The organism is Acetobacter sp. JWB, from assembly GCF_003323795.1.
GTDB classification, from domain to species: domain Bacteria; phylum Pseudomonadota; class Alphaproteobacteria; order Acetobacterales; family Acetobacteraceae; genus Acetobacter; species Acetobacter oryzifermentans.
This window is the reverse complement of the sequence record NZ_CP030871.1, coordinates 1,515,212-1,535,976: the sequence shown is the minus strand read 5'-3', so window position 1 is coordinate 1,535,976 and position 20,765 is coordinate 1,515,212. Positions and strand designations below refer to the sequence as shown.

30 protein-coding genes are annotated in these 20,765 nt (G+C 51.8%); 28 read left to right on the top strand and 2 right to left on the bottom strand.

Going from position 1 to position 20,765, the window contains the following annotated elements; all coding sequences use genetic code 11:
• Nucleotides 1–83 precede the first annotated feature (83 nt).
• The 3 genes from DS739_RS07335 to DS739_RS07325 all read left to right on the top strand — a co-directional run bounded on the left by DS739_RS07335 (nt 84) and on the right by DS739_RS07325 (nt 1,861).
• Complete coding sequence (locus tag DS739_RS07335) at nt 84–971, top strand: PhzF family phenazine biosynthesis protein (RefSeq protein ID WP_035353537.1); 888 nt, start codon at nt 84–86, stop codon at nt 969–971.
• Between the two features lie 85 nt (nt 972–1,056).
• Nucleotides 1,057–1,515, top strand: coding sequence for a YbaK/EbsC family protein (locus DS739_RS07330; protein ID WP_006115422.1), 459 nt, complete (start codon nt 1,057–1,059; stop codon nt 1,513–1,515).
• 16 nt (nt 1,516–1,531) lie between these two features.
• Nucleotides 1,532–1,861: a DMT family transporter gene (locus tag DS739_RS07325; protein ID WP_006115421.1), complete on the top strand. Its 330-nt coding sequence runs from the start codon at nt 1,532–1,534 to the stop codon at nt 1,859–1,861.
• A gap of 239 nt (nt 1,862–2,100) precedes the next feature.
• Here DS739_RS07325 and DS739_RS07320 read toward each other — a convergent pair whose 3' ends face one another.
• Both DS739_RS07320 and DS739_RS07315 read right to left on the bottom strand, forming a co-directional pair.
• Nucleotides 2,101–3,201 carry a hypothetical protein gene (locus tag DS739_RS07320; RefSeq protein ID WP_006115420.1) on the bottom strand — a complete coding sequence of 367 codons (1,101 nt, stop codon included), beginning with the start codon at nt 3,199–3,201 and terminating at the stop codon, nt 2,101–2,103.
• Entirely contained in the window at nt 3,198–3,947 is a 750-nt protein-coding gene (locus tag DS739_RS07315) for an XRE family transcriptional regulator (protein ID WP_050793090.1), read from the bottom strand. Before DS739_RS07315 ends, DS739_RS07320 begins: the two co-directional genes overlap by 4 nt.
• Nucleotides 3,948–4,146: 199 nt before the next feature.
• Here DS739_RS07315 and DS739_RS07310 point away from each other — a divergent pair, with 199 nt between their 5' ends.
• The 25 genes from DS739_RS07310 to DS739_RS07190 all read left to right on the top strand — a co-directional run bounded on the left by DS739_RS07310 (nt 4,147) and on the right by DS739_RS07190 (nt 20,681).
• On the top strand, nt 4,147–4,452 hold the full coding sequence (locus DS739_RS07310) for a helix-turn-helix domain-containing protein (protein WP_050793089.1): 306 nt from the start codon (nt 4,147–4,149) through the stop codon (nt 4,450–4,452).
• Nucleotides 4,449–5,267, top strand: a complete 819-nt coding sequence (locus DS739_RS07305) for a ParB/RepB/Spo0J family partition protein (RefSeq protein ID WP_006115417.1) — start codon at nt 4,449–4,451, stop codon at nt 5,265–5,267. The genes DS739_RS07310 and DS739_RS07305 overlap by 4 nt, the downstream gene beginning before the upstream one ends.
• Nucleotides 5,264–5,536: a helix-turn-helix domain-containing protein gene (locus DS739_RS07300; RefSeq protein ID WP_006115416.1), complete on the top strand. Its 273-nt coding sequence runs from the start codon at nt 5,264–5,266 to the stop codon at nt 5,534–5,536. Before DS739_RS07305 ends, DS739_RS07300 begins: the two co-directional genes overlap by 4 nt.
• The gene (locus tag DS739_RS07295) at nt 5,533–5,985 is read left to right on the top strand and encodes a hypothetical protein (RefSeq protein ID WP_006115415.1); all 453 of its coding nucleotides are present in this window, start codon (nt 5,533–5,535) and stop codon (nt 5,983–5,985) included. Before DS739_RS07300 ends, DS739_RS07295 begins: the two co-directional genes overlap by 4 nt.
• Complete coding sequence (locus DS739_RS07290; RefSeq protein ID WP_006115414.1) at nt 5,985–7,970, top strand: transposase domain-containing protein; 1,986 nt, start codon at nt 5,985–5,987, stop codon at nt 7,968–7,970. Before DS739_RS07295 ends, DS739_RS07290 begins: the two co-directional genes overlap by 1 nt.
• A gap of 43 nt (nt 7,971–8,013) precedes the next feature.
• Entirely contained in the window at nt 8,014–8,973 is a 960-nt protein-coding gene (locus DS739_RS07285) for an AAA family ATPase (RefSeq protein ID WP_035353473.1), read from the top strand.
• Between the two features lie 4 nt (nt 8,974–8,977).
• Nucleotides 8,978–9,259 carry a hypothetical protein gene (locus DS739_RS07280; RefSeq protein WP_035353476.1) on the top strand — a complete coding sequence of 94 codons (282 nt, stop codon included), beginning with the start codon at nt 8,978–8,980 and terminating at the stop codon, nt 9,257–9,259.
• On the top strand, nt 9,259–9,501 hold the full coding sequence (locus DS739_RS07275) for a hypothetical protein (RefSeq protein ID WP_035353479.1): 243 nt from the start codon (nt 9,259–9,261) through the stop codon (nt 9,499–9,501). Before DS739_RS07280 ends, DS739_RS07275 begins: the two co-directional genes overlap by 1 nt.
• Nucleotides 9,489–9,821, top strand: a complete 333-nt coding sequence (locus DS739_RS07270) for a hypothetical protein (RefSeq protein ID WP_035353482.1) — start codon at nt 9,489–9,491, stop codon at nt 9,819–9,821. Before DS739_RS07275 ends, DS739_RS07270 begins: the two co-directional genes overlap by 13 nt.
• Nucleotides 9,822–9,832: 11 nt before the next feature.
• On the top strand, nt 9,833–10,456 hold the full coding sequence (locus DS739_RS07265) for a DUF3164 family protein (protein WP_096884251.1): 624 nt from the start codon (nt 9,833–9,835) through the stop codon (nt 10,454–10,456).
• A gap of 50 nt (nt 10,457–10,506) precedes the next feature.
• A complete protein-coding gene (locus tag DS739_RS07260) occupies nt 10,507–10,887 on the top strand; it encodes a regulatory protein GemA (RefSeq protein ID WP_035353552.1) in 381 nt (126 codons plus the stop codon).
• Complete coding sequence (locus tag DS739_RS07255) at nt 10,880–11,578, top strand: DUF2786 domain-containing protein (RefSeq protein ID WP_006115410.1); 699 nt, start codon at nt 10,880–10,882, stop codon at nt 11,576–11,578. The genes DS739_RS07260 and DS739_RS07255 overlap by 8 nt, the downstream gene beginning before the upstream one ends.
• A complete protein-coding gene (locus tag DS739_RS07250) occupies nt 11,575–11,883 on the top strand; it encodes a hypothetical protein (protein ID WP_035353485.1) in 309 nt (102 codons plus the stop codon). The genes DS739_RS07255 and DS739_RS07250 overlap by 4 nt, the downstream gene beginning before the upstream one ends.
• A 176-nt stretch (nt 11,884–12,059) precedes the next feature.
• Nucleotides 12,060–12,437: a hypothetical protein gene (locus tag DS739_RS07245; protein ID WP_050793088.1), complete on the top strand. Its 378-nt coding sequence runs from the start codon at nt 12,060–12,062 to the stop codon at nt 12,435–12,437.
• Between the two features lie 60 nt (nt 12,438–12,497).
• Nucleotides 12,498–13,217: a glycosyl hydrolase 108 family protein gene (locus tag DS739_RS07240; RefSeq protein WP_035353488.1), complete on the top strand. Its 720-nt coding sequence runs from the start codon at nt 12,498–12,500 to the stop codon at nt 13,215–13,217.
• A gap of 72 nt (nt 13,218–13,289) precedes the next feature.
• Nucleotides 13,290–13,724 carry a hypothetical protein gene (locus DS739_RS07235; protein ID WP_035353490.1) on the top strand — a complete coding sequence of 145 codons (435 nt, stop codon included), beginning with the start codon at nt 13,290–13,292 and terminating at the stop codon, nt 13,722–13,724.
• 2 nt (nt 13,725–13,726) lie between these two features.
• Nucleotides 13,727–14,029: a hypothetical protein gene (locus DS739_RS07230; protein WP_035353493.1), complete on the top strand. Its 303-nt coding sequence runs from the start codon at nt 13,727–13,729 to the stop codon at nt 14,027–14,029.
• 145 nt (nt 14,030–14,174) lie between these two features.
• Nucleotides 14,175–14,480, top strand: coding sequence for a hypothetical protein (locus DS739_RS07225; RefSeq protein WP_139018854.1), 306 nt, complete (start codon nt 14,175–14,177; stop codon nt 14,478–14,480).
• A 2-nt stretch (nt 14,481–14,482) separates the two neighbouring features.
• A complete protein-coding gene (locus DS739_RS07220) occupies nt 14,483–15,076 on the top strand; it encodes a DUF3486 family protein (protein WP_006115547.1) in 594 nt (197 codons plus the stop codon).
• A complete protein-coding gene (locus DS739_RS07215) occupies nt 15,060–16,634 on the top strand; it encodes a hypothetical protein (protein WP_035353497.1) in 1,575 nt (524 codons plus the stop codon). The genes DS739_RS07220 and DS739_RS07215 overlap by 17 nt, the downstream gene beginning before the upstream one ends.
• A complete protein-coding gene (locus DS739_RS07210) occupies nt 16,631–16,873 on the top strand; it encodes a hypothetical protein (RefSeq protein WP_035353499.1) in 243 nt (80 codons plus the stop codon). The genes DS739_RS07215 and DS739_RS07210 overlap by 4 nt, the downstream gene beginning before the upstream one ends.
• The gene (locus DS739_RS07205) at nt 16,873–17,118 is read left to right on the top strand and encodes a hypothetical protein (RefSeq protein WP_035353501.1); all 246 of its coding nucleotides are present in this window, start codon (nt 16,873–16,875) and stop codon (nt 17,116–17,118) included. The genes DS739_RS07210 and DS739_RS07205 overlap by 1 nt, the downstream gene beginning before the upstream one ends.
• A 1-nt stretch (nt 17,119) precedes the next feature.
• Nucleotides 17,120–18,835, top strand: coding sequence for a DUF935 domain-containing protein (locus DS739_RS07200; RefSeq protein WP_100070281.1), 1,716 nt, complete (start codon nt 17,120–17,122; stop codon nt 18,833–18,835).
• The gene (locus tag DS739_RS07195) at nt 18,828–20,033 is read left to right on the top strand and encodes a phage minor head protein (protein ID WP_157772567.1); all 1,206 of its coding nucleotides are present in this window, start codon (nt 18,828–18,830) and stop codon (nt 20,031–20,033) included. The genes DS739_RS07200 and DS739_RS07195 overlap by 8 nt, the downstream gene beginning before the upstream one ends.
• A gap of 129 nt (nt 20,034–20,162) precedes the next feature.
• Nucleotides 20,163–20,681: a phage virion morphogenesis protein gene (locus DS739_RS07190; RefSeq protein ID WP_006115541.1), complete on the top strand. Its 519-nt coding sequence runs from the start codon at nt 20,163–20,165 to the stop codon at nt 20,679–20,681.
• The last annotated feature ends 84 nt before the right edge of the window (nt 20,682–20,765 follow it).

Sequence of the window (20,765 nt, the reverse complement as noted above, 5' to 3'; positions counted from 1 at the left end):
AAAGTGTACTGCGACACTATATTTATTCCAATAAAGTGTATCACGTTTTAAGTTGAATGTCTGTTGATGCCAAGGATCATCTCATGCCATTCGATTTTGTTCAGGTTGACGCATTTTCTGACCGGCCGCTCTACGGCAACCCCGCGGCTGTCGTGTTTGACGCAGACGATATTCCCACGGAGACGATGCAGAAAATCGCGCGTGAGATGAATCTTTCGGAAACCGTGTTCATTCTCAAGCCGTCGACGCCAGAGGCTGACTATCGCGCCCGCATCTTCACCCCGATGAACGAACTGCCTTTCGCGGGGCACCCAACGATCGCGGCTGCGCATTCTGTGCTTGCACGCTATCCGGATAAGGCCAATGCTTCCCTTCTGAAACAGGAATGTGGGATTGGCGTTGTGCCGGTTGAAGTCCTCCGGTCTCCTGCGGGTCTCCGGTTGCGCATGACCCAGGGTGCTCCGACCTACCGCGACACGGCTCTTTCGCGTGAAACCGTGGCAAAAATGCTCGGCTGCAGCGAAGCGGATCTGGCGAACACGCCATTTGAGGTTGTGTCGACCGGTGTGCCGTGGCTGGTTGTTGAGCTCTCGCGTTTCGCTACTATTTCTGCACTCGTTCCTGATCAGGGATTGATTGAACGTGAATGCAAGGCAGTGCGTGCAGCGGGTGTAACAACGTTTGTCGAGCGTAACGATGATGGCCCCGTTCGTATCCGAGTGCGAACCTTCGCACCCGGTGAGGGCGTCGCCGAAGATCCCGTCTGTGGTTCTGGCAATGGTTCAGTGGCTGCGTTCATAGCCCGTCACAAACATGCCGATCAAAAGAGTGGTCATTACGTGGCCGAGCAGGGCATCGAAATTGAGCGTGATGGAGAAGTTTACGCATCATGGGACAGCGAAGGGGAAACCCTGCGCATTCGTATCGGTGGCTCAGCCACGGTCGCAGCAAGCGGGCAATTGCACCTGTAGGGTGGGGGCTTCTCCGATTGGACAGTGAGGACGTTCTGTTCAGGATACCGGCCTTCTTGGTTCATGCGAGACAAGTGGGGAAAATATGAGCCTGAATTCGGTGAAAGCGTTTCTCAGACAACATGCCGCTGATATTGAAATCGTGGAGTTTGACGTCTGTACAGCGACGGTGGCTTCAGCCGCTGATACTCTGGAAGTGCCTCAGGGACAGATTGCTAAAAGCCTGTCGTTGCGGCTGGGCGACGAGGTCATCATCCTCGTCGTACGGGGTGATGCCCGTCTGGATAACCGAAAATACAAACAGCATTTTGGTGTCAAAGCCCGGATGCTGGACGCGTCAGACGTTGAATCTGAAACGGGGCATCCGATCGGAGGTGTCTGTCCGTTCGGTCTGATACGCCCCTTGCGGGTCTTCTGCGACGTTTCGCTAAGGGATTTTCCTGTCGTGTTCCCGGCGGGTGGCGCGCCGAACAGCGCGGTCAGCATTGAGCCGAACCGGATGGCTGCGTTGACGGGGGCGCAGTGGGTCGATGTCGTTCAGTGACACCGAAGAGGACGCAATGACCGACACGGCATTGGCGAAGGCCGCAGGGGCATGGCGTTCGATCGATTGGCGTGGGTTCCTGCTCTTGATCCCGCCTCCACTGTTCTGGGCAGGGAATTTCATTGTCGGACGGGCAGTGCGACAGGAGGTTCCGCCCTTCACCTTGCTGTTCTGGCGTTGGACAATTGCCTTGATCCTGCTGCTGCCTTTTGCGTGGCGGGTCATGCAACGTGACAGGCATCGATATTGGCAATACCGCTGGCGCGTGCTTGGTGTATCGCTCGTTGGCATCGTTGCCTTCAATGCTTTCGTCTATATCGGTCTGAAGTCGACAACAGCGTTGTAAGGGGACACAGGGAATGGAACTACTGGGAAACCGGGATTATATGGGATCAGCGGGGATTTGATGGGATGAGAACCTGAGGAAAACTGCTGGTGTCGGCATAATTGGGCGGTTGGTAGCCCTTATGATTATGCCGGTGTGTGGTGTCTGGAACCTGATAGGCATTTTGACCAAAAGGACACCAAGTTTGGAACCCAACCTATAAAGAATTCTATTTTGATGAAGGACCTTTTAAAACCCTTTTAATCGGCTTCGGTCTCATTCTTCCCGCTACGAGGATCATATTCAATCTCAGGGACTGGCAGACGATGAACGTGCGCTGTTTTGATCTCATGATTGATTGCAGCAGCTCGAATTTTTGAAGCGTCCAGATCTGGAGCCTGCAATCCATCGCAATCCAGTATCATCATTGAGCGATCTGTTTTGGTCACATAAGGAGAACCGCTATATGCGACAACCTGAGCCCAAGCACATCCTTGTATTTTACTTGCTTTCACCGGGCCATCTTCATCTTCAGGTAACATGAAATCAAATATTACATCTTTTTGAGCAGCGTAATCACCAGCAAGAGCATTAACATACTGCCGAACAAATTTGTCCTGCGCACTCATACAAGACAAGTCACCTGTCCATGAGGTGCAATTGCCAAGATAAGACATGGCTTCTGATACATATTTTTGTGAAGAACCACCTTTAATATTGGGCCGATGGTATGGAGTTACTTTTGGATGGGAAAGTGGACCATCAGGCAAAGAGGGCATATCTGGAATAGACTTGAATACATTCGACTGATGCCATGTCCGCTGATATCCCATAATAAAGTCTTGATCACTAGATTGATTGCCAAATAAAGATTCATGGCAAAGCCATATATCTGTAGGCCAATCCATCCATACACCATGTTTTACCAGGTCAATACGGTACATAATATGATTTCCCCACTGAGGGTCTTGAAGTCCCTTGGGGAATTTTGAGAATACTTCTTTATTAATATCTGTCTCAAATAAGAATGAGACATCTTTTAGAGGACTGAGGCCTCCCAACCTCTCCGGAAATGCCAAGACATCCCAAGATTCTCCGCGCGATGATGCAGCTTTGAGCCCAGGGCAAGCATCCAGAAGGGCATCGAATGCCTTTTGGGCAATGGGAATCATATTCTTTGGCACATTGTCGACATGCAGAACTGGATGTTTATATTCTTGTGATGAAAAATCATAGTCATAATAAATATCATCAGATTTCATAAAGAAACCTATTACAAACAATAAAATTATAAGACAAAAGGTAATAATCAGAAAAAATCTAGTAGCCTTTATGTATGCTCCATTGGATTTGTTAGTCATGACATTGCCTGTAGTCTGTAGGCTACGCGGCCTATTATTGTGATTGCGTCATCACCATCTGGTTCTCCCCAGCGGAAACGGGACGCATCAGTGAGGAATTCTTTGTAGAGGTGGTTATCTGATGCGATGCAGATTTTGCCACTTGGTTCTGACGAAAGTCTTTTAACCAGTAAGCCACCATTCACGACCAGGACGTGAATGCCGTCAAGAATATGTCTACGCCGGGTATCGACCAACAGGCGATCGCCAGAACGGAGTGTGGGTTCCATGCTGTCACCACTGGTTTCGAGCATGAGAACGTAGTTAGGATCAAGCCCAAGATCACCCTTGAGAAACGCCAAGGAAACCGCCACTTTTTCTGGTCTTACGCCAGCATCTGCACATACCCCATAACCAGCAGATGCTGCGATATTGTAATAGTCAATGTAGGCAACGTCGTTTGCTTGTGAGGGTAAGGACTGGCCTTGAGGAAGATTGATCTTCAATAATGGCTCGTCGGCGTCCTGACCCAGAAGAAGCCAAGAAAGGCTTACATTGCAGGCAAATGCCAATTTGGCAGCAGCAGATACCCGCATATCGCGACCGCCGATGTAGGTATTAAGCGTGCTAAGCGGAATGCCTGATTTTTCCGACACTGCTCTATTCCCGCCCGCTGCCAATACAGCTTCGCGTAGCCGATCTGACACATTTGTAATTTCCCACTTATTTTCAGGAACTGGGAAATCAGGATTGTGTTGGTTATTCATTTCATGAAGTCGCAGAAAACAGCCAATAATGTAAATTATCCACATTTAATCCACAGGAAATAAGTGGGAAAAACATTTTTGGGGTTTTGGGTGGTTTATATTCGTGTATTCTCACGGTGTTCACTCCCCGTTATTTCTCACGCGGATTGACGAAAAAGAGAGCCCGGTTGCCGCCGGGCTAAGGTTTAGGAGACTCTATATGGCACGAAAGCCAAGTGGGTTGCACCCCGAAGATATTAAAACGCGTTTGCGGAAGAAATTTGGGACTCTTAGTGCATTTGCAAAATTGCATCGGCGTAGTCCCAATACAGTTTCTAACGCGATCAGCCAGCCAGGATATTCCGCACCTCTGGAAAAGCTTATTGCCACGGAGCTGGGAATGACACCGGAAAGCGTCTGGCCGGAACGTTATCATTTAGACGGCACTCCTGTTTCGTTTCGTGCTGACAGAACTCCTACTGTGCTGCCGTGCGCTGCGCACCGTCAAAATGAGGTGGCAGCATGAACGTGCAGGTTCCTCAGCCACTGCTATCAGTAGTGTCTATTCCGCTTTCGCAAATTGACGTTGGTGAACGCCTGCGTGCGATTGATGTGGATGCAGCGGCTGTTATTGCCGCCAGCATGCAGGAACAAGGGCAGCGCACACCTATTGAGGTGCGGAAATCTGGCAAGCGCTACCAATTGATTGCCGGTGCGCATCGTCTGCGTGCTCTGGAGTTGGCAGGCATAGAAACAGCGTTTGCTGTTGTGGTGAAAGCTGATGATCTTGAAGCGCAGCTGCTGGAAATTGACGAGAATATCTGCCGTCGTGAATTGAGCCCGCTTGATAGGGCGACATTTTTGGCGAAGCGGAAAGAAATTTACGAGGCGTTGCACCCCGAAACTAAGCGTGGGGGTGATAGACGGTCGGATCAGATGGACAATCTTGTCCACCTGATACCGTCCTTTACCGAGGCATCTGCCCAGAAACTCGGTTTAGATGCCAGATCCATCCGGCGCTCTGTTGCTCTCTATAGCAAAATTGTTCCTGATGTGCGCGAAAAAATTGCCAACACATGGCTGGCAGGCAGCGGCGCACAATTGGACGCACTGGGGCGTGAAACTCCTGACATGCAGCGTCAGGTGGCGGATTTTGTCGTGCAGTGGCCGGGTGTGAAAAATGTTGCCGAGATTATCAGGCAGATCAGCGGCAAGCCCCGCAAGAAAAAACCAACCCTTTACGACAAGTTGGTTGCGCTTTGGGAAAAGGCTGACAGCGCAACACGAATGAAATTCCATACCTATCTTGAACCTGAAATGCACATGGGAGACGCAGAATGAAAAACGTAAATGCGGCTGCCCTGTCAGCTAATGTGGGAAAAATCATCCGTCGTGAACGTCTGCGCTGTGGCTGGAAGATTGAAGATCTGGCAGCAGAAACCGGACTTACCAAAAACTCAGTTGGTTCCATGGAACGCGGCAGATATCCGCACCGCATGAACATGCTGTTTGATCTGCTATGGGCCATGGACTGCCCGCAAAGCGTGTTTCTGGAAATTGTGCAGGCAGATGCTGATTTGCGGCTAAGCAATGAAAGGCTGGCAGCATGATCCGCAAAGATAAGCGCCAACTTTCGCTGTTGGATTGGACGCCACCCGAACCTGTGGCTGCGTTTGACCCGTTCCTGATACGCGGCAACACGTTTTCTGATCAACTGGCACGCGCCATTTCAGTTTCATTGGATGATTGCGGCCTGAGTCGTGCAGAGGTTTGCGAGCGTATGAGCGATCTCCTGACACGGCCTGTCAGCATCAACATGCTGAATGCCTATGCCAGCGTGCAGCGCGATGGGCACCAGATCAGTGTGCCACGGTTTGATGCGTTGATTGGCGCCACGCAGGACCGGCGACTGCTGGAACTGATGGCTGCACCGCGTGGCTGGTCTGTGATTGAGAGCCGGTATCTGCCGATGATTGAATTGGCAGCCGTGGCTGAACAGAAAAAGAAACTTGCTCGGATGGAAAATGGCCTGCGTCGGCAGATGGGAGGGCGGTTCTGATGAATGGTGTTCAGTGGTTCTCGCCTGCTGAACTGGCTGCACTGGCGCTACCAGGGATGCCTGCTACTAAACGGGGCATCAATGTGCGTATTGAAGAAGAGCGCTGGCTTGATCCAGAGAACGAAGGCAAATCATGGCGTAAGCGGGCCGGTCGTGGTGGTGGATATGAGTTCACACCGTATGTGCTCCCGCTACCTGCCCGTGCAGCTCTGGCGATTAAGGCGCAGGATGCAAAAGAAGCAGAACCTGACGCACGCGATGAGAAACGCGAGCGCGAGGATCTGTGGCGGCGTTATGATGCCCTGCCGGAAAACCTGAAAAATCGGGCGAAAAAGGCACATCGTATCTTGATGGCAATTGAAATGCTGGTAGCTGCTGGATTGCAGAAGAAGCTCAGCATCATCCAGATCAGTCGTGATGAAGATGTGGGGGTTACAACCATTCACCGCTGGTATCGTGCCGTGCGTGGTGTGAACCATTGTGACTGGCTGGCTGCATTAGCACCACATTATGCGAAGCGGCCAGAACGGATAGATTGCCCGACTGAGGCGTGGGACATTCTGAAATCTGATTTCCTACGTCTGGAGCAGCCAACATTCAGTGCGTGCATGCGGCGTCTGGAAAATCATGCGGCCAAGAACGGCTGGAATTTGCCGTCAGCCAAAACACTCAAACGCCGCATGGATGCGTTGCCGCCTGAGTTGGTGACATTATGCCGCAAGGGAGAACAGGCTTTGAAAACTATGTTTCCGGCACAGAAACGTGACCATACGGTGTTTCATGCTCTGGAAGCCGTCAATGCGGATGGGCATAAGTTTGATGTGTTCGTGCGTTGGATTGAGAACGGCAAGGAGCAGATTGTTAGGCCCGTTTTAGTTGGGTTTCAGGACATTTACAGTGGCAAAATTCTATCTTGGCGGGTGGATGTTTCTGAAAACAAGGAATGCGTGCGTCTGGCATTTGGCGACATGGTTGCCAAATACGGCATTCCGAAAAAATGCTGGCTGGATAACGGGCGAAACTTTGCATCCAAATGGCTGACCGGCGGCGTGCAGAACCGTTATCGGTTCAAAGTTCGTGATGATGAGCCAATGGGTATCCTGCCCCTGCTGGGTGTGGAGGTGCACTGGGCTACGCCATACAGCGGACGTTCCAAACCGATTGAACGTGCCTGGCGTGATCTGGCAGGTGATCTGGCAAAACACCCGCGTTTTGCCGGGGCTTATACGGGTAATACGGTTACCAGCAAGCCAGAGAACTACGGCAGCAATGCTGTGGATCTAGACGTGTTTTTGGCAGTGGTTGCCGAGGGTATTCGGGAACATAATGCACGCGTCGGCCGTCGCTCTGACGTATGCCAGGGTAAATTCAGTTTTGACCACGTATTTGCGGAAAGTTACGCGCAGGCCGCGAACCGTGGCGAGATTGTAACTGCAACGGAGGAGCAGCGCAGACTGTGCCTGATGGCAGCGGAAAGCGTGACCGTTGCGCGCCGCGATGGTGTGATTTCTCTGGCTGACAATCGGTATTGGGCCGAATTCCTGCATCAACATCGCGGCACGTCTGTGATTGTTCGGTTTGACCCGCAGGCATTGCAGGATGATCTGCATGTTTACCGAATTGACGGCACGTATCTGGGTGCTGCCAGCTGTGTTGAGAAGGCGGGATTTGCAGACCAACAGGCAGCGCAGAGCCAAGCGCGCGCGTATAAGGCGTTCAAACGGGCTACAAAGGAGCTTCAAAAAGCGGAAGTGCGTGTTAATCGGCAGGAATTGGCGCGTATTTACGGAGACGTGGAAACACCAGAACCGGATCTGCCTGAAACCAAAGTTGTGCGGCCGCTACGCCCGAAAGCGCCAATTAGCCACGGGAATGCAGCTGTGGCGCATGACGATGATGATGAAGAAGATTGGCTGACAAAGTATAACGCCCGCACCCGGCCAGCAGAACGTTCTCTGCGGCTGGTTGATACTGACGAAGACTAAGAACAGAGCAAATACAGCTTAAAATAACGGGGAATTTTTGAACATGGCCGAGGTTATGAACGACCACGCACGCCTTCGTGCAGCATTTGTGGAACGCAAAGAACGTGACGGACTGAGCTGGAGTAAGATTGCGCATGCAATTGGCCTGAGCACACCGGTTCTGAGTTCATTTTCATCTGGCAAATATGCTGGGGATAATGAAGGCGTTGCGGATAAGGTGCAGGCATGGCTGGAAGCGCAAGATAGCAAGGAGCGTGCACGCCAGGCACGCCCAATTGTTCCCGGTTTTATTGTCACCGAAACTGCCAGAACATTGATGAACATCATGGAAAGCTCCCAATACGATGTGGATCTGGCCGTGATTTCTGGGAACGCGGGAACGGGCAAAACAATGGCCGCAGAAGCCTATCAGCTGCAGACGAACAATGTGTGGATGCTAACAGCAGACCCTAGCATGTGCAGCCCTTCGGCAGTGTTGCAGGAACTGGCGGAAATTCTGGGCTGCAATGACAAAGGTGTGCGTCGTGCTCGTGCAATTATCCGTCGCCTGAAGGGCAGCGAGGGGCTGTTGATCATTGACGAGGCGCAACACCTGAGCGTGAAGGCGGTTGAGGAGCTGCGGTCTATCCATGACCAGGCGAAGATTGGTGTTGTGTTTATCGGGAACGCACCGCTGAACGCCAAATTCGATGGCCTGGGTCGCACATCTGATTATGCCCAGCTGTTTTCACGGATTGGACTGCGCAGGAAGATCAATAAGCCGCGTAGCCGGGACATGTGCGAGATTTTGAAGGCATGGAACATCCAGAATGAGGAAGTGCTGATGTACGCAAAGGAAATTGGACGGCGTGAAGGCGGATTGCGAAGCATGACCAAAGTGTTGCGGAACGCAACCAAAATCGCGCGTGTAAACGATCGAAATCAAATCAATAAACGTGATCTGGAACTGGCATGGGGTGAACACATGACCGGCGAGTTCCCTAAAATTCGGGTGCAGGGATAATACGATGCCAACATTGGAAATGCCCGTTCCCCATGACGTTCTAACGGAAGTTGTTGCGGGAACTATTTTTGCCCAGGATGAGCGTTACCGCGCTCTCCTACGGGATATTCGCGCATTCTTGCGGAGTGCCGATCCTACGGCAACCGCGTGCCATTTGATCGCTGTATTGCGTCACGAAACACACATTGCCGGTGATCAGCGTCGGCAAGTGGTGCGCGAGTTTTTTGAATCCTATCCGGCCGAAACAACGGCCAGTGAAATTCTGTCCCAGATGGAGGCAATCTAATGGCTACACCACTCGAACAGATCGGCAGTGTTGTTCGGCAATTGCGTGTAGGCGCGCAGATGTATGCACAACCCAAGGACGTTACTGTGTTGTCGTGCCATGATCGGCAGGAAGCGGCAGATTGGTTTGACCGTATGGCGAGTGATCTGGAGGCGGCCTTCACTTTGTTGCGGATGCCCGTGCAAACGATGCCGGAAATTATTGATGCCGAGTTTCAGGAGGTGCAGTCATGCACGATGTAACCGTTGATATTGATGCGGTTACAGAAGCCGTAAAAAGGCATCTGAAACAGGTATTATCTGGAACCGGACGCATAGATTTTTCGACATCTGTGGCGAAACTGAAAGGTATGGCAGACAGGATTTCCCTTGGTGCGTTCATGCACGACCTGGGGAGTGATCAAAATCTGTCAAAGAACCAGAAGCATCTCGTTCAAATCTATCACGATGCAGAGCGTGCGGCGACGCACGCTCTGATCATTGCCATTTTGCTGCGTGCGCAGATTTCTTTGGAACAGATCCAGACTGACGCAGCAGCCGCACCGACCGACACGAAGCATTGAAAGATAAAGAAATGATCGAAGTTAATCGCGAAGGCACCGTTATGACCTGCTCTGGCCCGTGGCCACGAGCAAAGGTTGCGACCAGCACACTTCTGGCAAACGATTTTGCTGTTGAAATGGTTGGAGATGCGAAAGCTCTGCATGATTTAATGCGGGAAACGAAAGCGCGCATGTATGCCAAGATTGAAGATTATGAGGAAAAACTGCTTACGCATTATCGGGCCAAAAAACGGAAAAATTCTCGTGGTCAGATTGAGGCATCTAGCATGGACGATTGCTTCCGTGTGAATCTCTCCATTGCGGATTTTCGGCGTGTTACATCAGATATCGTGGCAGCCCAGGCTCTGATGGGCGAGGTTCTGGATGATCTGATGGAGGACGTTAATCCAGACATTCGCTTGCTTCTGGAAGCGGCTTTTGTTCCTGATGAAAAAACCGGTCGCGTTAATGTTGAGCGGCTACAGCAGGTGCGACGCATCAAACTGTCTCACCCACGTTGGCCTGATGTGCTGGACGCTGTTGCCAACAGCATTGAGGTGACGAGCAGCAAAAGTTACCTGCGGTTTTACTGGCGGGAACGTCATGACCAGGACTGGCAGCAGATTGTGCTGCAATTCTCGAAAATTTCCGTTTAGGGAACAGCGCTATGAGTGCGCAGAAAAATACAAATACCGGACGCACAGCAATGACGCGGAAGTTGCACGTTGCGCGCAAACAACTGGGACTGGAGGACGCGGATTACCGCGCCCTCCTTCAACGGGTCACCAAGAAAACGTCTTCTACTGAACTTTCTATCGGTCAGCTGCACGACGTTCTGGAAGAAATGAAGCGTTTGGGCTTTAGGGCAAAGAAAACGAGCCATAAGCCTTGGGTGCGTAAAGTTTACGCTATTTGGGCCGATATGGCTCCCATGCTGCGGAGCGGCGGCACGAAGGACGCATTGCGCGCATATGTGCAGCGCCAGACAGGCGTGAGTGCTCCTGAGTTTCTGGACGAACCTGCTGCACGCAGTGTGATTGAAGGATTGAAAGCTTGGCGCAAGCGTATGGAAGCACAAGATGTCTGATCAAAAACTACGTGACCGCCTACGAAAGCTTCTAGCTCTTTCAAAATCAGCCAATCCTGCTGAAGCCGCATTGGCGCTTGAAAAAGCGCAGGCATTGATGGCGGAACTTGGGTTGTCAGAAGATGATTTGGAATTGCTAGACATTGAAAGTGAAGATGTGGATGCCCTGCTAAGCACATCCACTGTATTACCACGGTATGTTGCGTTCCTGATTCGCATGGTGTCTGACGCTATGGGTGTAGATGTTGTCTATACTCCACGTGCCGGGCGTCTGCATTTTATTGGGCATAAAACCAAAGCGGAGATTGCAGGATATGCTTATGGGGTGCTTGCGCGGCAACTACGAAAACAACGGAAAGAATTCCTCCAGCAGCAGCCAAAACGTCTAAAACGTGCCACCCGCATTGGACGTGCTGATCAATATGCGGAAGGATGGGTAGTTGCAGCGCGAGACAAAGTTGAAGCACTGAAAATACCAGAGAAAGAGCAAACTCTTATTGAAATGTGGAAAAAAACCAACATGGGTGATCTTTCCACATGCAAATCCAGAAAGGCTAAATCAGTAAAAGGGAAAGACAACGCATTTGGAATGGGGTGGATGGATGGAAATAAGGCGCGTCTGGATCATGGTGTGTCAGGATCAGCACGAGCAACTGGCATTGGCAATACTAAACAGATAGGTGCAACATGAGTAAAGAAATAACAGACGGGAAGCCAATTCCACTATCCCACATCAAACATAAAAAATGTAGCGATATTGATATTAAGATTTCACGGAATATCCATAGATTTCGATCTACAAAAACTGCAGAAAAATATTTTGATATGATCATTCAGGATGCACTGAAAGATGCATTTATAGCAGGACAAGAAGTTGGTTATGAACGTCCTCATGCATGGGCGTATATTCAAGGGGTATATAACAGTCGAATAAAAAATACCCTTGCCGAACTGATCCGTTTGAAGATCAGGGATATGTCAAAAAACGTGAAATGAAAGAACTGGAAGATACGATACGTTCTGTTATCCGCCAGGCTGTCATTTCTGGAAAACACGCGACAACAGCGGACGAAAGCGTTAGGATACAGGATCAGATGTGCGATTATGCTGTTGAACGCATTTTGAATGCCTCTAAAAAGGCCTTTCAAACACAATAAATGAGAGGAATAACAATGCAGCCTCCTGCGTCTATTTCGTGGCTTGTTGATGCCGTGGGCGAGGATGCTGCATTGCTGTTTATAGAAAGCGCAGGCGGCCAACGCATTATGGTTCCGAGCAACGCCCCTGGGTCACTCATCTCTGACCTGTACGGCGCAGAATTAGCCGCAGAATTGGTAAATCAGCATGGCGGTTCTTCCTATCAGGTGCCGTTGGTAAAAACGTGGCGTGCGCATGTTCTGGCACGGCGCGGATTGAGTAATAATGAAATTGCCAGCCGCCTGGGTATCTCATGGCGGCAGGTCAGTAACCTTTTGCAATCAGATCCATCACTTGACCGCAAAGTCGGACGCGGAATAAACCCAAATCAGATGGATATGTTCGGCATCTAACCCGAACTGACGAAAACACGCACAATTCTATGCAGCACATGGAAAACATAATGTGCCTGCATGCAAACCAATCTTTCACAATCTCTGAATTTCACGCTGGATCAAGAAGGCGCTTATCAGTGCAATCGTGCTGATACGGGAAACTGGTCTGGTGGTCGTGTTGGTGTTGGTGTGCTTGCGGGCACAAAATACGGCATTTCAGCTGCATTGATGGCTTGTGTTCTGGGTTCTCGCAGTGCTGTGACCCGCAGCATGATGCAGCAGATTACTGTTGATCAGTATCGTGAGGTTGCCACAGAACGATTTTGGGACGTGCTGCGCTGCGATGATCTGCCTGCGGGCGTAGATCTGATGTTGTTTGACCACGGATTTAATGCAGGAACACCTGCTGCGGCACAGGAGTTGCAGCGCATTGTTGGTGTGCCCGTTCCAGACGGTGAAATCGGTCCGCAAACGCTCTCCTGTTTGTCTGCAGTTACGGCGCAGGAAATGTGTGCGTCCTTGTCAGTCAAATATACGCAGCAGCTGCAATCGTATCTGGGTGTTGCTCCTGACGGCATGCCGGGACCAAAGACGCTCTCGGCAGTGGTCTCACAAAATGCAGAAATGGCTATGCTGCTTTACGCACTCGCATCTGTGCAGGAAGCCTATTACCGCAGCCTGAAATCATTTTCTCAATTCGGCGCGGCTTGGATTAAGCGGCTGGACGCGCGCCTGTTTGCTGCGCATCGCCTGCTGAACATCGCGCCCGAAATCAAACGGACAAGCTTGTCCGTTTGATCTTGATCGGGCCGCGCGGGCGCGCTCGGTCTGTTTTTCTCTGCGCAGACGCAGCGCACTTATGGGGGCTCTATGAGCTTTAATCTCTCCACATTCCTGCCCGGTCTGTTTGGCGTTCTGGGTAGCATTGGTTCCACCGCTCTGGGTGGAAAGCTGTCCGTTTATGAGACGGCGGCGCAGACGGCAGTGAAAGCAGCAGTCACGAAGGCCGACAACGGCATTGATGACCTGCAGTCTGCTTTTGCGAAGTTTGAAACAGCGAACCCGCTGGTTCAGGAAGCGCTGACTGGCACCACGACCATTCTGAGCGGTCTGGGCATTAAGCTGCCGTCTGAAGAACTGGTGGTAACGCATGTTAAGGCGGCCATTGCTGATCTGTCTGGTATTTTTGTGCCCGCATCTACTGCGGATGCAACGACTACGCCCGTTGCCTCTGCTTCCGCAGGCGCGACGGATAATCAGACGGCAACGTCTGGAACGGCAGTAGCCGCCACTCCGGCAGCCTGACCGTGTGGCCCTGGGAAATTGTTGGCGGTGCATTGTCAGTTCTAGGCGGAATTGGCGGAGCGGTTACCCTGTTTTCCCAGGGCCGTCAGCGGGCGTTGGTTGAACAGCATGAAGCGCTAGAAAAATCGCATCAGGAACTGAGTGATCGGGTTGCTGTTCTGGAAAGCATCCCAACGGAAATCAGCGCACAGTCTGTGCAGTTGTCTGCCATCAGCGAATTGCTGAAAGGCGTTCAGCAGGACGGCAAGAATAACAAGGATCTGCTGCACACGATCATTCGTGGGCACATGGGTGATAAATCATGAAAAACCGTAAGAAACGCAGCGTATTTCGCTCGAAAAAATCAGGGCCGTTCAAAAAAGTGTCTCGCGGTCATGCCGCATATGAACAGGAACAGGCATTTTTACGCACTCTTGTGCGTGGTGGTCGGATGCTGCGGGGAGTTCGGGCATGAGCGTTACAATGGAAATCGCGGCTGATCGTCGCCGTAAGGTGCTGGATGCACTCTCCCAGATGCAGGATGGTCTGCTAAGCGAAGATGTGATCCTGCGGGCTGTGTGCGAAACAGGTCGGGATACTGACCGTGATACAATGCGTGATGATCTGTCATTTCTGCAGCACCGTCACTGTGTTGTCATTGAGAAGCTGCCGCGCGCGGGTGGCGAGATGTGGCGCGTGCGTCTGACAGATGATGGCCTGTTGGCCGCACAGGGCAAGCTTCTGGTGAATGGCGTAGCACGGCGCACGGTAGGTTAAGCGTGGCGCGCCCATCATCTATTGATCAGTTAGAGCCTGAGATCAGGGATGAGATCGGGCGCTTGCGTGGTAACGGCCATACTCTTGATGAAATATTGGCCGCGCTGCGTGAACTAGACGTGACGCATATCAGCCGCTCTGCACTGGGGCGGCATGTGCAGTCTATGGAAAAGATTGGGGCAAAGCTTCGGCACAGCCGCAATATTGCGGAAGCCTTGGTGCGCCAGTTAGGTGGTGAGCCTGCATCCCGTTCTGCCCAGTTGAATATTGAGCTTTTGCATAGTGCTGTGCTGGATCTGTTTCTGGCTGCACAGAATGCAGAAGGCGGCAAACCGGATGGACGTGGGATTGCTGCCCTGAACGGCAACCCCGAGGGCATCATGATGCTTGCAAAGGCGTTGGATCACCTCACCAAGAGCGCAAAGTCTGACATTGAAAACCAGAAGGCTATTGAAGAACGTGTGGAAAGACGCCTGAAAGCGCAGGCTGAAAAACACGTTGTTTCGGAAGCTAAGAAGCGCGGTATCAGCGCAGAAACAGCGCGTGCGCTTATGCAGGGCGCGTTCGGAGTAAATAGCAATGACAAGAAGTCCTGATCTTTCTGGTATCTTTCTGAAGTACCAATCTGACTGCATGGCATCCGTATGGGAAAATCCTGTGACAGTCGTGGAAAAGTCACGACGCACAGGTTTGTCCTGGTGTGCATCTTTTATTGGCGATCTTGTAGCTGGTCTTGCGCAGGCGGACAGTGGCATGGATGTCTTTTACATGGGCTATAATCTGGAAATGGCCCGTGAATTTATTGATTACTGCGCGGAACACGCGGAAATCATGCAGGCGGTAGTCGGTGAGGTTCGGGAAAGCTTTTTTCATGATCCTGATCGACCTGAGAAAGATGTCAAAGTCTTTCGTATGGATTTTGCATCTGGGAACAAGGTTCTGGCTCTTCCCTCTGTGCCGCGTGCGTTGCGCGGTATGCAGGGATTGGTGATTATTGATGAAGCCGCCTTCCATGATGATCTGGAAGAACTTCTGAAAGCTGCTCTGGCGTTGCTGATGTGGGGCGGCAAGGTGCTTGTTATCAGCACCCATAATGGCGACACGAACCCGTTCAATCTCCTGGTGCAGGACATCCTGTCCGGACGGAAACCTTACAAGCTGCTTAGAACAACCTTTGATGATGCTTTAAGGGATGGGTTGTTCCGCAAGATCTGCGAGAAAAAGGGCGACGAATGGACGCAGGTTAAAGAAGATGCGTGGCGCAGTAAAATTATCAAATTCTACGGGGATGCAGCAGATGAAGAATTGTTCTGCATTCCGTCTCCCAGCACGGGAACATATATTCCATTGCCGTTAATTGAAGCGCGCAGTTCCGTAGATGTGCCAGTTATTCGCTGGGATCGAAAATCAGAATTTGCCCTCTTGCCCGAAGACATTCGCAAGACGGAGACGCTGGCGTTCTGTCGTGACGAGATCATGCCGGTTCTGGATAGTCTGAACCCTAATGACCCTTACGTGTTTGGTGAGGATTTCGGGCGCAGCGGAGATCTGACCGTAATCTGGGTGATGGCTATCGGGAAAGACCTGAAGCGCCGCACGGCCTTTGTGCTGGAACTGCGAAACATCCCGTTTGAAGAACAGAAGCGCGTGTTGTTCTTTGTTCTGGATGGATTACCCCGCTTCCGGGCTGGGAAGATGGATGCGCGGGGCAATGGCCAGTATCTGGCAGAAGTGACTGTGCAGCGTTACGGCAGTCGTGTTGAGGCCGTGATGCTGTCTGAAAGCTGGTATCGAGAAAACATGCCACCTATGAAGGCTGCGTTTGAAGACGGAATGCTGAGCCTCCCGCGAGACCGCGATATTCAGGATGATATTCGTGCCCTCAAAATGGTGCGCGGTGTGGCCCGTATTCCCGATGCACGTACCACAGACAAAACTGGAAACCGACATGGCGATGCTGCGGTGGCTTTGGCAATGGCCTACGCCGCCAGCCGTGCAGAGCCGGAAGAATATGGGTTTACGCCGGTGCCACGTGCGCTGCCATCCGCATTTGGCAACGCATCCAGTCATGATTGGCCGATTGAAGACGAGATCGCCCGTGACCGTGCTGGATTTCGCAACAGCACCGGATTGAGAGGATCTGTGAGATTATGAGCAATATTGCGTGGATATGTCTGACCATTTTGGTGGTGCTGATTTTGGCGGCTGCCGGTTGGGCTGCTTGGGCATTGTGGCAGGCAGCCCAGAAGAAACAGACGGCAGAAGATGCCGCAGCTCAAAGCAAAAACGATACGACGACCCTAGCAGTTGAGCAGAACATGGCGCAGGCGCAGGCAACCGCTCCTGCCGATGATGCCGATGTTGTGGATCGCCTGAACAAAGGAAACTTCTGATGTCACGCAATGTGCAGGGCCTGATGATTTTATTGGGGGCGTATGCGGGCATATCATTTCTGGCTGCGTGCTCTGCTTACATACCAAAGCCCGTATGCCCAACGCTTGTTCCGTATTCACGCACGGATGAACAAACGCTGGCTCAGGAACTGGTTGCCCACACAGATACACCTATGACGCATCGCGCCATGCGTGATTACGGTGGCCTGCGTGATCAGGTGCGTGCCTGCCAGAAAGGGAACTAGCATGGCGCTGCTTGATCAGTACGGAAAACCCATTCAGCTATCTACATTGCGGCAGGACGTTGCTGGCCCTACAGTGCTGGGATCGCGCTCTGCAATCAGCACGTTATCCATGGAATGGGTTAATCCTGCCATGGTGGGAGATATGTTGCGTGCGGCATCAGATGGTGACAGCCAGCAATGGCAGGAATTCTGTTCCCTGATTGAGCAGAAGGATTTGCATTATCTGGGTGTGCTGAGCACGCGCAAACGCACTATCAGTCAGTTGCCGATTTCCGTTGAAGCCGCCAGCTCTGATCCTATCCACCAGAAACATGCTGATTATGTGCGCGACTGGGTGAAAAAGGGCATTTTGCGTGCGGCATTGTTTGACATGATGGATGCACTGGCAAAGGGGTTTTCAGTTCTCTCCGTCTCCTGGAATGCGAATGCTGCCGGATACTGGCCACGCAAATTGACGTATCGCCCACAACGCTGGTTTGACGTGTCTTATCAAGACGGCGAAACTGTTAAGATGCGTACGGATGCTGGCAGTTCATTCACGCCGGACATTGATGGTGCTGTAGAAGAGATTGGGTTTGCCACTTTGCCGCCCTACAGCTGTGTGGTGCACAAACACCCATCGTGGTCAGGCCTGACGCTGCATTCTGGATTAACACGCGCTATTGCGTTCAACAGTCTGTTCAAACTGTTCAGCACCCGTGATTGGGGCGTCTTTGTCGAAAATTTTGGACTACCGATGCGTGTTGGTAAATATGGGCCAGACAGCACGGATGATGATCGCAATAAACTATGGCAGGCCGTTGCCAGTATCGCTAATGTTCTAGGATGTATGATCCCCAAGGGGATGGAACTGGATTTTGTGGAACCGAAAAATGGTGCAGGTTCCAACGATGTGCACGAACGCCGATGCAAATGGCTAGATGAGCAGACCAGTAAAGCCGTTTTAGGCCAGACCGGCACCACTGATGCGCGCCAGGGCACGCACGCAGCTGCATCTGTGCATAAACTGGTGCAGGACGATATTGAGCGTGCAGATGCCCTGCTGATCAGCCACACAGCCAATAATCAAATCATCAAACCAATGATCGACATGAAGTTCGGATCTCCGCCGGATGGAAATTATCCTGAAGTGGTGATCGGACGCCCTGATGAAGTGCCGTTGGCTGAGATTACGGCGCTGGTGCAAAACCTAGGTCCGCAAGGATTGAAGGTGCGTGCAGACGATATCTATGCGCGAAGCGGTTTAACACCGCCGGAAGACGGAGACGTTGTGATTGGTGTGACGGCCCAACCGCAGCAGCCGTTGCCATCCCGCGTGTTGCCTCCTGAAAACAAGCCACCAAAGGATAATCCAGCTCACGTTCCGCCGCCCACGAACGAAAGCGCCCGTGCTCCAGGTGCGGATGATCCTGAACAGACGGAATTGAAACTCAATGCCGCACTGGGGAAACTGTTACGGCGGCATGCGGTTCAGAAACCTGCGTTGGTGGACGTTCTGACGCAGAGCCTGTCCCACGAAGCAGAACGCGGCCTGGCATCCATGCAGGATGCTGTGAGAGCGGAATTCGAACAGGCTACCAGCTTGGAGAACTTACGTGACAGGCTGGATACGCTGGGTTTGTCTGACGATGCGTTCCAGCATGCCATGAGCATGGGATTGCTGATGGCTGAACTGGCTGGTGAGGCGGCTATGCTGGAGAGCATGCAGCGTGCCTGACAGCATTGTATCGGCAGCTGGGTTGGCACCTAAGGAGGCGATTTCTTTCCTACGGCAAAAAGCCAATGTGCAATCTGCCACATTCGGAGAGCTGGAAGCGGAAGCGCATGCGCGCAGCTTTACCGTTGCAGGTGCCGCGTCTGATGCGCTGCTGAACGATTTCCGGCGCGGTATTGACGAAGCGCTACGTGGTAAAACAACGTTAAAAGAGCTTGTGAAGGGCTTTCCAGACCTCACCAAGCGTTATGGATGGGAATACAATGGAACGCCTGGATGGCGCGCCATGATTATTTACCAGACCAATATCAGCACCGCGTATGCAGCGGGCCAATACAGGCAGCTGACCACGCCTGAAGCGCTGGAGATGTTTCCCTACTGGCGCTACCGCCACCATGCCTGTGAGCACCCACGTGCCCAGCATCTGGCATGGGATGGCATGATCCTGCCTGCAAACGATCCGTGGTTTGCAACGCACTTTCCGCCCAATGGATGGCGCTGCCATTGCACTGTTGAGCCTGTTTCGCGCCGCGATCTGAAGAAATTTGGATGGAGTGTTTCTGAAGCGCCACCGATAGAAACGCGCCCATGGAAAAACCCGGCAACAGGAAAAATAGAGCAAGTGCCTGTGGGGATTGATCCGGGATTTAACAGCAACCCCGGTGCAACGTGGATGCAGGCTGAAAAAGAGCGGGCAGAAACAGCACTGACGCCTGTCACAGAGGTGTCTGGCAAACCAGTCGTTGATCTGCCACCAGTTGAGCGACAAACGCTTCAGGCAGAGCAGATTGAGGATCTGCTGGAACATCCGGTGGGTGTGGTTGAGGCTGGGACATTGTCGCCAGATATCCAGAAGATTATTCGCAGTGAGAGTGACAGCCTGCGGTTGTCTGAAGATAACCTTAAGAAAAACCAGACCCATCATGCTGAGGTTGAGAAGTCAGAGTATCAGCTGATCCCACAGTTGGTGGCCGATACGCAGATGGTTCTGTCTGCGGGGAGTGAGCGCCATGTGATGCTGTTCTCCACATATGGGAAACAGATTTATCGGATGCTGATCAAGAGCACCGCAAACGGCAAGGAAAACTATCTGCTGTCGTTTCACGCAATCAATGGCGCTGAGGTAAAACGATACATGCGCACACGGGAATGCCTGTTAGGCAGTCTGGAAATTCCGAATGTAGAAAGAAATGCGGAATGACATGCTGGTGGGGCCTCCCGGTAACCCCACAATTTGCTCCGCCATTAAAGCGTGCCCTGGTCGGGAGAATATCGCCAGATCACAGCATGTCATTCGCTACTTTTATAGCAGCATAAGAGGCGCATTGCCATGCCTTCAGTTATTGTTTCTGGATCAACTCAGCCCATCCGCTCTGCTCTAGACAGGATTGCTGCCATTGGCCGTGATCCGGGCGAGACCTTGAAAGCAGCAGGGCTGGCCATTCTGAACAATACCCGACGACGCATGGAACGTGGAGTAGATCCGAATGGTGTGCGATGGGACAGCTACGCACCGTTGAACACGTTATATGCCAAGACAAAAGAAGGTCCTGGCATTTTGCGTGGCGATGATTGGTCACGCACAGGGTTATATGCCAGTCTGACGGTGCAACGGCACGGCAATAGTTTGGTATGGGGATCTACTCTTCCGTATTCTCGCATTCATCAATTGGGCGGAATCATTCAACCGAAGAATAAACGGTGGCTTTCTTTTGAAATGGGCGGGATCCTCTTCCATGTGGACAGCGTAGAAATTCCGGCACGTCCCTACCTTGGTTTCACACAGGAAGACCGCGAAGACGTGATGTATCTGCTGGAAGAATATTTGGCTCGTGCCATGCGCGGATGACATCGTGGGGTGATGGTAAGGCTCTAAAAGGTTTCTAAAAGGGCCTAAAAGGGTTCTAGAGACGTTTTAAGGCTTCTTGCGTCC